Origin of the sequence: Streptomyces sp. NPDC006435 (genome assembly GCF_040612315.1) — a bacterium.
GTDB lineage: Bacteria > Actinomycetota > Actinomycetes > Streptomycetales > Streptomycetaceae > Streptomyces.
On sequence record NZ_JBEXPY010000041.1, the window covers coordinates 32,989 to 47,746 of the forward strand.

10 protein-coding genes are annotated in these 14,758 nt (G+C 73.2%); 4 read left to right on the forward strand and 6 right to left on the reverse strand.

Annotation, left to right across the window (positions count from 1 at the left end; all coding sequences use genetic code 11):
- Window positions 1-225: 225 nt before the first annotated feature.
- The 5 genes from ABZZ04_RS30755 to ABZZ04_RS30775 all read right to left on the reverse strand — a co-directional run bounded on the left by ABZZ04_RS30755 (window position 226) and on the right by ABZZ04_RS30775 (window position 5,852).
- Window positions 226-1,383: a glycosyltransferase family 4 protein gene (locus tag ABZZ04_RS30755; protein WP_356935499.1), complete on the reverse strand. Its 1,158-nt coding sequence runs from the start codon at window positions 1,381-1,383 to the stop codon at window positions 226-228.
- 268 nt (window positions 1,384-1,651) lie between these two features.
- A complete protein-coding gene (locus ABZZ04_RS30760) occupies window positions 1,652-2,323 on the reverse strand; it encodes a response regulator transcription factor (protein ID WP_356935500.1) in 672 nt (223 codons plus the stop codon).
- Entirely contained in the window at window positions 2,320-3,669 is a 1,350-nt protein-coding gene (locus ABZZ04_RS30765; protein WP_356935525.1) for a sensor histidine kinase, read from the reverse strand. The genes ABZZ04_RS30760 and ABZZ04_RS30765 overlap by 4 nt, the downstream gene beginning before the upstream one ends.
- Before the next feature lie 25 nt (window positions 3,670-3,694).
- Window positions 3,695-4,855 (reverse strand): acyltransferase, encoded by a 1,161-nt coding sequence (locus tag ABZZ04_RS30770; RefSeq protein WP_356935501.1) that lies wholly within the window; start codon window positions 4,853-4,855, stop codon window positions 3,695-3,697.
- On the reverse strand, window positions 4,848-5,852 hold the full coding sequence (locus ABZZ04_RS30775; RefSeq protein WP_356935502.1) for an alpha/beta hydrolase: 1,005 nt from the start codon (window positions 5,850-5,852) through the stop codon (window positions 4,848-4,850). Before ABZZ04_RS30775 ends, ABZZ04_RS30770 begins: the two co-directional genes overlap by 8 nt.
- 228 nt (window positions 5,853-6,080) lie before the next feature.
- Between ABZZ04_RS30775 and ABZZ04_RS30780 the strand changes: the two genes are divergently transcribed.
- From ABZZ04_RS30780 to ABZZ04_RS30790, 3 genes are all read left to right on the forward strand, one after another.
- A complete protein-coding gene (locus ABZZ04_RS30780) occupies window positions 6,081-6,566 on the forward strand; it encodes an Lrp/AsnC family transcriptional regulator (RefSeq protein ID WP_356935503.1) in 486 nt (161 codons plus the stop codon).
- Between the two features lie 247 nt (window positions 6,567-6,813).
- Window positions 6,814-8,001 (forward strand): serine/threonine-protein kinase, encoded by a 1,188-nt coding sequence (locus ABZZ04_RS30785; protein WP_356935526.1) that lies wholly within the window; start codon window positions 6,814-6,816, stop codon window positions 7,999-8,001.
- A gap of 317 nt (window positions 8,002-8,318) precedes the next feature.
- Window positions 8,319-11,813, forward strand: coding sequence for a M28 family peptidase (locus ABZZ04_RS30790; protein ID WP_356935504.1), 3,495 nt, complete (start codon window positions 8,319-8,321; stop codon window positions 11,811-11,813).
- Window positions 11,814-11,873: 60 nt separating this feature from the next.
- On the opposite strand, the gene ABZZ04_RS30795 is transcribed toward ABZZ04_RS30790, so the two are convergent.
- Window positions 11,874-13,325 (reverse strand): helix-turn-helix transcriptional regulator, encoded by a 1,452-nt coding sequence (locus ABZZ04_RS30795; RefSeq protein WP_356935505.1) that lies wholly within the window; start codon window positions 13,323-13,325, stop codon window positions 11,874-11,876.
- Between the two features lie 736 nt (window positions 13,326-14,061).
- On the opposite strand from ABZZ04_RS30795, the gene ABZZ04_RS30800 reads away from it, so the two are divergent.
- Entirely contained in the window at window positions 14,062-14,724 is a 663-nt protein-coding gene (locus ABZZ04_RS30800; RefSeq protein WP_356935506.1) for a DedA family protein, read from the forward strand.
- Window positions 14,725-14,758: the final 34 nt, after the last annotated feature.

Here is a 14,758-nt window from a genome sequence, read left to right on the forward strand (position 1 = left end):
AAAGGCGCCGCGGAGATCCGCAGCGCCATCGACGGGTACATCACAACATCTTTCCGAATCATGGCTCAACTCGGTACGAAAGCGGTGGGCCATTGGCACAGTGAACCGGTCGTCCGGCGCACCACGGGTAGGCCAACGGACTGGCCGCGTGCCGCGTCCGGGCCGTCCCGTCGCACCGCGGACCGGCGGCGACGGGACGGCGCTCCCGCGGCGGGGACGGCCGGGTCAGGGCGTGTCCGCCGGTGCCGTCGGCGTCCGCTCCCCGACGGGGGTCAGGAGGTGGGTCAGATGGCGGGCCGACGCCTCCCAGGACCAGGTCTCCTCGACCCAGGCACGGCCGGCGGCGCCCATCGCGGCCCGGTCGGGGTCGAGGAGCATCCCGGTCAGCGCCTCGGCGACGGCCGTGTGGTCGGTGCCGTCCACGACCCGGCCGGTCCTGCCGTCGAGCACGGTGTCCGGGGCGCCGCCCGAGTCGCCGACGACCACCGGCAGCCCGCTCGCCGCCGCCTCCAGGAACACGATCCCGAGCCCCTCGGCCTCCAGTCCGGCCCTGCGGGTGCGGCACGGCATCGCGAAGACGTCCGCCGCGGCGTAGTAGGGGGGCGTGTCGGTGTGCGACACACCGCCCACGAAGCGGACGGCTCCCCCGCCGTGGCGTTCGGCCAGTTTGCGCAGCCGGGCCTCGTCGGGGCCCTGCCCGACCACCACCAGCACCGCTTCGGGCACCTTGCTCCGGATCAGGGGCAGGGCCCGGATCAGCATGTCCTGGCCCTTGCGGGGGACGAGCCTGGCGACGCACAGGATGACGCGCGACCCGTCCGGGCCGAGTCCGGCCCGCAGGTCCGTCGCGGCGTCGGCGGGCGGCCGGTACGCCTCGGCGTCGACGCCGGGCACCAGCCGGCTCATCCGCACCCCCGGGCCGAGGGCGGGTTCGATCCGGTCTCGCGTGTACTGCCCCAGGTAGGTGACGACGTCGACGCCCCGGCCCATCCGGCGCATGAGTCCGCGCGCGCCGGGGGTCCGGGCCCACCAGATCTCGTGGCCGTGCGTGGTGGCCACGATGCGCCGCACGCCGCTGCGGCGCAGGGCCGGTGCCATCAGGGCCAGGGGGGCGGCCGCCCCGAACCAGACCCGGTCGCAGCCGTGGCTCCGGGCTATCTCGACGGCCCTGCGGGTCGCCCGGCGGGTCGGCAGCAGCATGCGGCTGCGGTCCCGCACGACGGGGAACGGGAGCCGCGCGTCGTAGGCGGTGTCGCCGGGCTCGTGCGAGGTGTAGACGACCACGTCGTCGTCGGGCACGCGGGTGGCCATCGCGTGGACGAAGGTCTCGATGCCGCCCTGGCGGGGCGGGAAGTCGTTGGTGATGACGAGGGTGGAGCCCATGGGTGTGTCGGTTCCTTCGGCTGGACGGGATCGGTCGGTCCGCGGGAGGCGGGCGCGGGTGCGGTTTCGCACCGTGGCGGCGCGGTTTCGCACCGTGTTCGGATGTCGGGACGGGGCGGCCGGGCGCGGTCCGTACGGCAGGGTTCGGCGCCGCACGGCCGCTTTCGGGCAGGCGGATGTCTCCGGGCGGGCGCCCGTTTCCGGGCAGGCGGAAACAGGCGGCGTGTACGGGTGGTGGCAGTGGTGGTGTCGGGCCGGTGGTGCCGGGTCAGTAACCGGTCGGGCGCACCAGTCCCGTCTCGTAGGCGTGGACCGCGGCCTGGGTCCGGTCGCGCAGCCCCAACTTGAGCAGTATCCGGCCCACATGGGTCTTCACGGTCTGCTCGGCGACCACCAGGCGTACGGCGATCTCGGTGTTGGACAGGCCCTGCGCGATCAGGGAGAGGACCTCGGTCTCACGTTCCGTCAGATTTTCCGTGCGGCCCTTCGCCGGGGGGCGCGGCGCGGCGCTCACCCGGGCGAACTCGGCGATCAGCCGCTTGGTGATGTTCGGGGCGAGCAGGGCCTCTCCGGCCGCCACCACCCTTACCGCGTGGGCGAGTTCGTCGGCCGATGCGTCCTTCAGGAGGAAGCCGGACGCGCCCGCGCGCAGCGCCTCGTAGACGTACTCGTCGAGGTCGAAGGTGGTGAGGACGAGGACCTTGACGGTGGCGCCGTCGCGTCCGGTGATGCTGCGGGTCGCCTCGATCCCGCCGAGCCGGGGCATGCGGATGTCCATCAGGACCACGTCCGGGTCGAGTTCGGCCACCTTCTCGACGGCGTCGACGCCGTCCACCGCCTGGCCGACGACCTCGATGCCGGGTTCCGCGTTGAGCAGCACCGTGAAGCCCTGCCGGACCATCATCTGGTCGTCGGCGATCAGAACGCGAATGGCCGTCATCGGTTGTCCTCGGTGGGCTCGGCGGGGGCGGTGTGCCCCGCTGGGGGCTGTGCGGGCAGTATCGCAACGACTTCGTAGCCTCCGTCCGGGGTGGGCCCGGTGACGATCTCGCCGCCCAGCATCGCGGCGCGCTCGCGCATGCCGAGCAGGCCGTGGCCCGCGCCCGGCGAGGGCGGCACCGCCCGGTCGGGGGCGGTGTTGGTGACCCGGACGGTGATCCCGGAAGCACCGTGGCCGATCTCCACCCGGACCCGGGCGCCGGGTGCGTGCCGCATCGCGTTGCTGAGTGCCTCCTGCACGATGCGGAAGGCGGACAGTTCGACGCCCGGGGACAGCGGGCGCGGCTCCCCGGTGGTCCCGGCGGTGACCGCGACCCCGGCCCCCCGCGCGTTGCCGATGAGTTCGTCCAGCCGGTCGAGGGTGGGCTGCGGGGCGTGCCGGGCCGCCTGCGGGAGGGGGTCCTCGGAGCGCAGCACGCCCAGGACGCGGCGCAGTTCGGTGAGGGCGTCGACCGCGTTGCGGCGGATGCCCTCGACGTTCTCCCGCAGTTCGTCGGACGGGTTGTCGACCAGGTGGGGGACGACCTGCGCCTGGATGGAGATGACCGACATGTGGTGGGCGACCACGTCGTGCAGTTCCCGGGCGATGCGGTTGCGTTCCTCCAGCAGGGTGCGCCGGGCGCGTTCCTCGGCGGTGAGCTCCTCCTGCACGACGAGCCGGGTGCGGGCCACGACCAGGCCGCGCAGGGCGGCGCCCATCACCGCGGCGACCAGCAGGACGGCGGCGGCGATCCCGGGGCCGGGGCCGTCGCTCCAGGGGACGGCGGAGCCGCAGGCGAATCCCACCAGCACGGTGATCGTCAGGGCCTCGGCGGTGATCCGGGGTCGTACCCGCAGGGCGAGCAGGAACAGCACACCGGCCTGCACCGCGATGTTGGCCTCGCTCCAGGGGAACGCCACGTGGTCGGGGATGGCGATCCCCTCCCGGGGGAACACCATCCGGCCGGAACCGGCGTTCGCGGCGAACGGGGTGATGACCACCATGACGATCACCGACGTCCACCAGGCCGGGACCGGACGGTACAGGGCGGCGACGAACGCCACCGACTGGACACCGGCGAACAGGAGGGCGAGCAGGAGGCCCGTCCCGAGTTCGAAGGTGTACTGGTTGGTGCTGGCGACGAGCAGGACCGCCGCGAGCAGCACCAGCGGCACCATGATCACCGGTCGCCAGTCCAGCCAACGCGGCCGCCCGTACCGCCCGTTCGGATCGGCGGCCGATGTCATGAGGTCCTTGTGCAGGGTACGGGGCAACTCCCGCAGCACCCGCGCCGACCGCTTCGCCATGTCTCCCCGGTTCACGGGTCGCACCTTATGCACGTCGTGCCGCCGCCCGTCGAGGGCGTCCCTCGCGGACGACCAGGCTCTTCCTCCGCGACCGCCCCTGCTCGTGGCCCCGGAACGCCGCCCAGCAGACCGTCAGCGCGAGGGCGAACACGGGCAGCCAGGCCAGCCGGGCGAGCACCCAGCCGGGATGGTCGGGGACGGTGTGCAGACCCGTCAGGACCCCGCCCGCCGACAGGCCGAGCGCGGTGACCGCGATCATCGCGGTCTGGTGCCACAGGAACACCGTCATCGCGGAGAGGTTCAGCACCGCCACCGCCGCCCAGACGGCGGGGCGTCGCAGCACCCGGCGCAGCGGGCCGAGCAGCAGCAGCGCCGCACCGCACTGCGCGAGGCCGAAGGTGACCACGGCGAGGGTGGGCGGGTCGAGGTTGGAGACCTCCGTGCCGGGCACGCCGACCATGGCGGCGGGGTAGCCGCCCCAGCCGACCAGTCCGGCGGTGGCCGCGGCCCCGCCGAGCAGCAGGGTCCAGCCGGTCCGGCGGCTTCGCAGCTCACCGCGTGCCCACGCCGCGCCCAGGCAGTACGGCACCAGCCAGCCGGCCGCCACGTTGACCGAGGCGAACGCGGTGGGCGCGTCCAGGCCGAACCGGTAGAGGTCGACGACGAGCACGACGGCGAACGGCCAGAGCGGGTGCAGCCTCGCCACCAGCGGGGTGGCCGCCGTCAGCGCCGCGAAGACCGCCAGGAACCACAGCGGGGACCAGACCAGTTTGCACAGGGCCCGCACGGTGTCCTGGTCCGTTCCGGAGACCAGCATCGTGCACGCCGCCACGGTCCACACGGCCAGTACGACGGCCACCGGGCGCAGCAGCCTGGTCATGCGGGCGCGGAGCCACTGGCCGTAACTCCCGCCGCGGGCCCGGGCGCGGGCGTGGCTCCCGGCCGCGGCCTGTCCGCCGACCAGGAAGAAGAGCGCGAGGGTCTGGAGGACCCAGGAGGCCGGTACGAGTCCGGGCAGGTGCTGGAGCGGGCTTGCGCCGCGCAGGGTGCCGCTGTCCGCGACCAGGGCGGTCACCAGCCAGTGGCCGAGGACCACTCCGAGGATGGCGACGGCGCGCAGGGCGTCGACGGCGCGGTCGCGGTCGGCGGGGGTGGCGGCGTCGATCCGCCGGACGAGGTCATGCACGGCGTCCTCCCGGGGCCGGGGCGGACGCCGCGTCCGCGACTCCGCCGTCCGCGGGCTTCCTCCCGGTCACGATCCGGGCCATGTTCCTCAGCGATTCGGAGCCGCTCCGCAGGTAGTCGCTGTGACCGGCGGAGCCCGCCGCGAAGATCTCGGCGCCGAACCCGGGCGAGACCGGGTCCGTCCCGAACCCGATGTCCGCGAAGGGCAGCCGGAGCTTCACGTGGGGCACGTCGGCGATCCAGTCGCCGCTGCCGCGGCCCGCCCAGACGGTGGCCCTGGTGTTCAGGGCCGCGGCGTTCCCGTAGCCGGTGCCGGGGCTGCCGTACAGGACGATGTCGGCGACCCGCAGACCGTGCGCGGCCCGCGCGCAGACGACGGAACCGTAGGAGTGGCAGAGCAGGGTGGTCCGGGCCGTGGGTCTCAGTGTTCTCAACTCCCCGATGAACGAACGCAGTCCGGGGGCCGCCTCGGCGGCCCGTCCCGAGGTCAGCGAGGTCGTGCTCACCGTGGCCGGCGTCCGGTAGCCGAGCCAGGCGATGACGGCCGACCGCCCGCCCAGTTCCTCGCGCAGTGCGAGCGCTCCCTTGCGCAGCCGCCAGTAGTGGTCGAGGTCGACGCCCGCGCCCGGGACCAGCACGGCGATCCGCTCGGCGCGGGACAGGTCGCCGACGACCTCGACGCCGCGGCCCCCGTCGCGTCCGTCGAAGGAGAGGAACCGGCGGTCGGGTCCGGCCATCGCGCGCAGCGCCCCGGCCCGCCCGTGGTCCTCGTGCCGGGCCGCCGCCCGCCCTGCCGCGTCGATGTCGGCGCGGGTCGCGGCGTACCGCTCGGCGAGGGCTCCGGGGTCGGCGGTGTGCAGCGGTGCGTGTGCGGCCGGGGCGGGCGCGGGTACGGCCGAGGGAACCGCCGCGCCCGAGACCGGCACGGCCACCGAGGCGGCCACCAGAGCGGTGAGCAGGCCGCGGCGCAGTCGGGTTCCGCGCGGATGGGACGGCATGACGGGTGTTCCTTCCGTACCGGGTCGGCTGGGGCTTCGGGTACAGAAGTTATGGACGGCGCTCCGTAGTCGGCGTCCCACCGGGGTGTGAACCTTCTCCGTAGCTCTGAGGGACTACAGGTATGAGACGACATCGAGCCGGGCCGGACATGTCCGTCAGACCCGCCTTTCGCACCGTTGGTACATTCGCAGCCCCGACCGACCCACCAGGAAGAGACCGACGGAACCATGGCGGTGGACGCCCTCGACACCCGCATCCTGCGGTTGCTCATCGAGCAGCCGCGCACCAGCGTCCGCGAGTACGCGCGCATCCTCTCGATCGCCCGGGGCACCCTCCAGGCCCGGATCGACCGGCTGGAGCGGGACGGGGTGATCACGGGCACGGGACCGGTGCTGTCCCCGGCCGCGCTGGGGCATCCGGTCCTGGCCTTCGTCCATCTGGAGGTCACCCAGGGGCATCTGGACGAGGTGGGCGAGGCGCTCGCCGCGGTGCCGGAGATCGTCGAGGCGTTCTCGACGACGGGGGGCGGCGATCTGCTGGCGCGGGTGGTGGCCCGGGACAACGGACACCTGGAGGACGTGATCCAGCGGCTGATCCGGCTGCCGGGCGTGGTCAGGACCCGTACCGAGGTGGCGCTGCGCGAACGGGTCGCGCACCGGCTGCTGCCGCTCGTCGAGTCGGTGGGGCGCACGGCGGCCGGTGGCCGGAAGTGATCGCCGGTCCGGCGTGCCGAGGGGCCCTGGGACACCGGTCGGCCGACCGGCCGTCCGCCGACGGTACGGGACGGGGCGGGACGGGGTTCGGCGGACCGATATCCTGATCTTGCCGCGCGCCCCCCACCTCGCCCCGATCCCGTCGGGTCGCCGCCGTGGCAGCAGAAGCGGCCCACGATCCGAAATTGGTGCACAGGTGCTGGTAGCTGGTCGGTACCGGTTGATATCCCCCATCGGCCGCGGCGGCATGGGGGAGGTGTGGCGCGCCGCCGACGAAGTGCTCGGCAGAGCGGTCGCGGTGAAGCTGCTGCTGGGCGACCACGCCGACGAGTCGGCCACCGCCCGGTTCCGCCTGGAGGCGCAGACCGCGGCCCGGCTGAGCCACCCCCATCTGGTGGCCGTGTTCGACTTCGGCGCCTGGGAGGACCGCTTCTTCCTCGTGATGGAGCTCGTCGAGGGCAGGAGCCTGGGCGATCTGCTCGCGGCGGAGGAACGGCTCGGCGCCGAACAGGTCGCCCGGATCGCGGGTCAGGCGGCCGCCGGGCTCGCCGCCGCCCACCGCCAGGGCATCGTGCACCGCGACATCAAGCCCGGAAACCTGATGCTGGACGCCGAAGGGTCCGTCAAGATCGGCGACTTCGGCATCGCCCAGTTCGTCGACGACCCCTCGGCCGCGCTGACCACCACGGGACAGATCGTCGGCACCAGTCTCTATCTCGCCCCGGAGCGGGCCCTGGGCCGCACGGCCGGCTCGGCGTCCGACATGTACTCCCTCGGCTGCGTGATCTATCAGCTCCTGCTGGGGCGCCCGCCGTTCCGTTCGGACACGGCGACCGCGACGCTCTATCAACATGTCGACACCGCGCCGGTGCCGCTGCGTCAGCAGGGCGTCGACCTGTCCCCGGCCTTCGACTCCTATCTGCTGGGGCTGCTGGCGAAGCAGCCCGAGGACCGGCCCGGCGCACAGCAGGTCGCCGACTGGTTCCAGAGCGGTGCCTGGCGGGGACAGCCCGAGCCGCTCCCGCTGTACTCCCCCGCGCCTCCGGCGGCGACCGGCGCCCCCCGCACCCCGCCGCCGGGTGCGGGCGCCCCTCATGTCCCGGCGCCCGCGCCCGCGTTCGCGCCCTCGCCCGGTTCCGACCCACAGGCCGGGGGCCCGGCGACATACCGTCTGCCGCAGCAGGCCGGTGGCCACCGGCGGCGCGCGGCCGAGCGGCCGGCGTCCGGCCGGCGGGCCGCGCCGGACCGTCCGCTCACCGGTACGCGCGAGGCGATCAGGCGGCGCCCGCGGGTGGCGAGCGCCATCGCCGGCACGATCGCCTTCATCGCGGCGGTTTACCTGGGGATGACCCTGTTCTCCCCGGACGACGGGTCGGACGGCACCCCCGAGACCGGTTCGACCGCGACCACCGGGCCTGCGGCACCGGCTCCCTGACCGCACGTCGGCCCGGATCCGGGCAGAACGGCCGCACATCGGGGCCGGGGCGACAGCCCCGGCCCCGATCCTGTTCCCGGCCCGCCCCGATCCCGTTCCCAGCCCCGGCCCCGTTTCCGGCTGTCGTGCGATCGCACCACCGCGGCTTGACCAAACTTGCCAAGTCCCTCGGCGGCCAACGCAGTTCATTGACGAGTTCATGGCGACGTGTGAGTGTTCGGTCGCTCGATCACGGGCGCCGGGAACCGGCGGCCGCCGCCGTCGCGTCTCCGTGCGCTGCTGTCCGCGATCGAGGACCCCCTACACAAGGAGCCTCGATGAAACGCAGACCGTTGACGGCCGGGACCACCCTGGCCGTCCTCGCCGGAATGCTGGTGGTCACCAGCGGCCAGTCGGCGTCCGCCGAACCGTCCCCGCCCGCCCCGTCCGCCCTCTCGGCCGCGGTGTCCGCCGCCGACCGGGCCGCCGCCAGCGGCCTCGACACCCTGGCCAAGGGGCCCGAGGAGCGGTACGAGCGGCAGATGGTGACCCCATGGGTCAAGGGTCTGTACTCCGTCGCGTACCAGCGCACCTATCGCGGCCTGCCCGTCGTCGGCGGGGACGCCGTCGTGGTGGCCGACTCCAAGGGCCGGGTCCGCGGCACCCAGTCGGCGGTCTCCCGCCGGATCAACGTGCCGACCGCCCCGACCGTCTCCGCGAAGAAGGCCGAGGCCACCGCCCGCAAGGAGCTCCGCACGGTGCGGCGGGTCGAGTCGCAGCGCCTGGTGGTGCGCGCCACCGAGAAGACCTCCCGGCTGGCCTGGGAGACGGTGCTCTCCGGGCGCACCGCCAAGGCCCCCAGCAAGCTGCACGTCTTCGTGGACGCGGGCACCGGCAAGGTCCTCGACAGCTACGACGACGTCAAGGCCGGCACCGGCAACAGCCAGTGGAACGGCCCGTCCCCGCTGGCCATCGACACCACCGCGTCGGGCAGCAGCTTCTCGCTGCGCGACCCGAACCGGCCCGGTCTGAGCTGCGCCGACTACGGCACGGGCAGCGTCTTCAGCAAGTCGAGCGACTCCTGGGGCAACGGCAGCGCCACCAGCAAGGAGACCGGCTGCGTCGACGTCATGTGGGGGGCGCAGCACGAGTGGAACATGCTCAAGGACTGGCTGGGCCGCAACGGGCACGACGGCAACGGCCGCAGCTGGCCGGTGAAGGTGGGGCTCAACGACGTCAACGCCTACTGGGACGGCTCGTCGGTCTCCATCGGCCACAACAACGCCAACCAGTGGATCGGCGCGATGGACGTGGTGGGCCACGAGTTCGGCCACGGCATCGACCAGTACACGCCGGGCGGCGCCAACAACGAGTCGGGGCTCGGCGAGGCGACCGGCGACATCATGGGCGCCCTGACCGAGGCGTACACCAATGAGCCCGCCCCGTACGACGACCCCGACTACACGGTCGGCGAGAAGATCGACCTGGTCGGCAACGGGCCGATCCGGGTCATGTACGACCCGTCGCGGACCGGGGACCCGACCTGCTACAGCTCCTCCATACCCAACACCGAGGAGCACGCGGCGGCCGGCCCGCTGAACCACTGGTTCTACCTGCTGGCCGAGGGCTCCAACCCGGGCGGCGGCAAGCCGTCCAGCCCCACGTGCAACAACTCCTCGATCACCGGCGTGGGCATCCAGAGCGCCGGCAAGGTCTTCTACGGCGGCATGCTGCTCAAGACGAGCGGGATGACGTACAAGCGCTACCGCACGGCCACGCTCACCGCCGCCAAGAACCTCGACGCCGGGTGCACGCTCTTCAACCGCACCAAGGCCGCGTGGGACGCCATCAGCGTCCCGGCGCAGAGCGGCGACCCGGTCTGCACGCCGAGCGGGAACAACGACTTCTCGATCTCCCTCGACCCGTCGTCGGGCTCGGTGCAGCCGGGCAGCTCGGTGACGGCCGCGGTGCGCACCTCGGTCAGCTCCGGGAGCGCGGAGGCCGTCGCGCTGACGGCGAGCGGTCTGCCGAGCGGGGTCACCGCCTCGTTCAGCCCGTCGTCGGTGCAGTCCGGCGCGTCCTCGACGATGACCGTGTCGGCGTCCTCCGGCGCCGCGCCCGGCTCGTACACCTTCACCGTCAAGGGCCAGGGCACCCAGAGCCACACCGCTCAGTACACCCTGACCGTCGGTGGCGGTGGCACCCCGGGCGGTGACGCGCCCGACATCAGCGTCGCCAACGTGCAGGCGCACCTCACGCAGCTCAACACCATCGCCTCGCAGAACGGCGGCAACCGCCGGGCGGGCAGCGCCGGTTACACGGCCTCGGTCGCCTATGTGAAGAGCAAGCTGCAGGCCGCCGGGTACACCGTCACCGAGCAGACCTGCACCGGCTGCACCTACCGCGGCAACAACCTGATCGCCGACTGGCCGGGCGGCCCGTCCGACCAGACCATCATGTTCGGCGCCCACCTCGACGGCGTCTCGGCCGGCCCCGGCATGAACGACAACGGCTCCGGTTCGGCCACCCTGCTGGAGAACGCGCTCGCCCTGGCCCAGCGCAACCCGACCATGACCAAGCACGTCCGCTTCGCCTGGTGGAACGGCGAGGAGCAGGGCATGCAGGGTTCGGAGTACTACGTCGGCCAGCTCACCTCCGCCCAGCGCAGCGCCATCAAGGCGTACTACAACTTCGACATGGTCGCCTCGACCAACGGCGGCTACTTCATCAACAACCTCAACTCGGCCGCGTCCGCCCCGATGAAGGAGTACTGGGACTCGCTGAACCTCTCGCCGGAGGAGAACATCGAGGGCCAGGGACGGTCCGACGACTACTCCTTCCAGCAGGGCGGCATCCCCACCTCGGGCTACGCCACCGGCGCCAGCGACACGAAGACGTCGGCGCAGGCCGCCAAGTGGGGCGGCACGGCGGGCCGTTCCTACGACCCGTGCTACCACTCGTCCTGCGACACCACGGCCAACATCAACGCGACCGCGCTCGACCGCAGCGCGGACGGCGTCGCCCACACGCTGTGGAAGACGTCCGTCGGCACCACCGCCCCCGGCGACGACTTCTCCGTCTCGGTGAAGCCGGTCACCGGCAATGTGCAGCCGGGCGCCTCGGTCACCGCGACCGTGTCGACCGCGACCACCGGCGGCTCCGCGCAGTCCGTGAAGCTGTCCGCCTCCGGCGCGCCGAGCGGTGTCACCGTCTCGTTCGACCCGGCGTCCGTGCAGTCGGGCTCCTCCTCGACGATGACCGTCTCCGCCGGGGCGCAGACCGCGGCGGGCACGTACACCATCACGGTGACCGGGACCGGCAAGGCCACCCACACCACCACGTACTCCCTCGTCGTCGGTGGCGGCGGCAGCTGCCAGGCCCGGCAGGTCGTCGTCAACGGCGGCTTCGAGGACGGTGTGACCCCGTGGACGCAGACCGACGGTGTGATCAACAACCGGACGTCCGAGAAGCCCGCGCACGGCGGCTCGTACACGGCGTGGCTCGGTGGCTGGGGCTCCACCCACTCGGACACGGTCTCGCAGTCGCTGACCGTCCCGTCGGGCTGCTCGGCCTACAAGCTGTCGTTCCACCTGCGCACCGACACCGACGAGTCGGCGGGCGACCCGACGGCGTACGACACGTTCACCGTCAAGCTGGGCACCAGGACGCTCGCGACGTACTCCAACACGGACGCCACCGGCTCCTACGTCCAGCGGACCTTCGACGTCGGTGAGTTCGCCGGCCAGACGGTCACCCTCGGTTTCACCAGCAACGAGGACGCCTATCTGCAGACCAGCTTCGTCGTGGACGACGTCGAGCTGAACGCCGGCTGATCATCCGTCGGTGATCCACCGGGGCGGGGCGTGCACATGCGCGTCCCGCCCTCCGCCGTCTCAGCGCACGACGGCGGCCAGCCGGCGGAGGAAGTCCTCGGTCTCCGGCCGGTCGTCCCGCCGGGACGCCAATCTGCCGTGCAGGCCGCGCAGTTCCTGTCCGAGCAGGGTGGACGAGGTGATCTCGGTGGTGTCGAGCACGGGCCGGGCGATGGCGACGGCCGCCTGCGGGTCCTGGGCGCAGGCGTGGGCGTCGGCCATGCGGACCAGGAACAGCTTCCGCGCCGAGTGCATCCCGGGCGGGAGCAGGTTCAGCGCGGCGCGGGACGCCCCGACCGCGCGCAGCGCCAGCCGGCGGTCGCCGGTCGCCGCGGCGAGGTCCCGCAGCGCCCCCGCAGCGCCGGACTCGACCCGCAGCCGCACGGAGGCGACGGACAGCCAGGGCGCCTCGGTCTCGTCCCGTTCACCGACCCGGTCCAGCTCCGACCAGGCGTGCTCGATGTGGTCCAGGGTCCGTCGCGTGTCGCCGCGGACGGCGTGGCCGCGGGCCTGGTACAGGTCGCTCATGGCCCCCGCCCAGTACCGGCCGGCGGCCACCTGCCGGATCGCGCCCCCGTAGGCGAGGGCGGACAGGCCGTCGCCCTCCAGCCGGGCCAGGGTGCTCATGTCGCCGAGCGCGGCAACCTCCGTCCCGACGTGCCCGGCCATTCCGGCCCAGACCAGTGACCGGTCGAGCCAGGCCATCGCCGTCGCGTTGCGGCCCCACAGCAGCCTCAGACAACCGGCCGACTGCGCGTACTCGGCCGCCAGCGGCGCCAGTTGGCGCTGGTAGGGCGCCGCGGGCAGGGCCATCCAGCGGAGCATCGCATGCAGGGTGCGTTCGACCACGACGGTCGCTCCGGGCCAGGCCCGTTCCTCGTCGGCCCGCAGGCAGACGGCGAGCAGCGCCGTCAGGGCGTGCACCGTGTCGGTGTCCAGCGCGGGGCGGGACGCGGTGGCCGGGTCCAGCGCACAGAAGGCCGTGTGCAGGGCGACCACGTCGTCGAGCGCGGGAACGGCGCACCCGTCGCGGCCGTGCACCGGGCACACCAGCCCGTAGGTGGGCAGGCTCCGGGGCAGTTCGGTGTCCGGCGGCAGCATGGCGAGCAGGGAGCCGCCGGCGGGTTCCCCGGGCAGCGGGCCGGTCCGGGCGGGGGCCGGTGCGGGCGGCGCTCCCCCGGCCTCCTCGCCCTGGCCCGCCGCGCTCTCGGCCTCGGCCGCGGCCTCGCAGGCGGCGAGGAGGTCGCCGCCCGCCGTCATGAGTTCGTCCAGCCTGCGGGCCAGCGGCAGCGGCGTCCTGCGGGTGCCGTGCTCCAGTTTGCTGATGGCGGTGTGGTCGTATCCGACGCGGGCGCCCACCTGGGCCTGGGTGAGCCCGGCGCGCCTGCGCCACTGCCGCAGCCTGGTCCCGAAGTCCTGCCACACCTCCGAGGCACGGGCGTCCGGCAAAGGGCCCATGCCCTCGGTGATCACCCGGAACTCCGCGCGACCCCGTCGAACTCCCCACCCGTGCCACGCTCATGGCTCATGGTCGGGAAGAATAGCGAGCACGCGCGCCCGCTGTCCCCTGTGCGAGGTAAAGATGGCGTCTTCCCATTGCCTCCCGTTCCGTCCCGCGTACGACCCTCCGGCGTCGGGGCGCGGCGGGTTCCCAACGGTGCGTCATGTTCCGTCCGGCGCACGCGTGGTGGGGAGGGAAGGGCGGATGCGCCGTCCCGCCACGAAGAGTCCCGGAAGATCCGCATGAGTGGGTCGCGCACCGGGCATATGACGGGTTACCGATCAGGAGGTGATGGCAATGGGCCGCATCAGGATCGTCCGACGTCCGCAAGCGCCGTCCCGGCCGGCGCCCCTCGATCTGCGGACTCCGTCCGGCCGCCCGCTGCCGTACTGAGCGCGGGCCCGGCACACCGCCGCCCCGGCCGGGGGCGGCGGACGAATTCCCCGGCCGTCGTGTCCGCGCGGCACCATGACCTGACGGCACCGCGGCCTCGTGACACCGCGGCCCGGCAGCCTCGCGACCTGGCGGCACCGCGACCTCGTGGCCTCGTGACCTCGCGATTGAGGAAAACCGCAGGGTGGCGGACGCGGAGGACCGCGCCGGGTCCGGGGGGTGATCCTCGTACCGGCGCCGACCGCCGATTCCTAGCGTTGTCGGTGAGGCGCGACGGACTTCTCGCGCCCGTCACCACCGGCCGGGAGTCAGGTAATGGATTTCGTGCAGTCGGCCCTTCCGCAGGAACCCGCGGGAGGCGTCGCGGGCTGGGCAGCCGATCTCGTCGACGCCATGGGAGGTCCGGGAGCCGGCCTCGCCATCGCCCTGGAGAACCTCTTTCCACCGCTGCCCAGCGAGGTCATCCTCCCGCTGACCGGCTTCGCGGCGGGACGGGGCGTCATCTCCCTGGCCTCCGCGCTCCTGTGGACCACGCTCGGTTCCGTGGTGGGCGCGGTGGCCCTGTACTGGCTCGGGATGCTCTTCGGCCGCGACCGGATGCATGCGATCTGGGCGAGGCTGCCACTGGTGAAGGCGTCCGATCTGGAGCGCACGGAGCGGTGGTTCGCCAGGCACGGCACCAAGGCCGTCCTCCTCGGCCGCATGGTGCCGATCTTCCGGAGCCTCATCTCCGTACCGGCCGGGGTGGAGCGCATGCGGCTGCCGCTGTTCGTGTCGCTGACCGCCGTGGGCAGCCTGCTGTGGAACACGGTGCTGGTGATGGCCGGGTACTGGCTCGGCGACCGCTGGGACCTGGTGGAGACCTATGTGGGGGTCCTGTCCAAGGCGGTTCTCGCCCTGGTCCTGGTGGCGGTCGCCGGATACGTGTGGCTGCGCCTGGGCGCCCGTGAGCGGGGCCGGCACCGGGGCGCCGCATGATCCCCCGGCCCGTGTCCCCCGCCCGTCCCGGTCG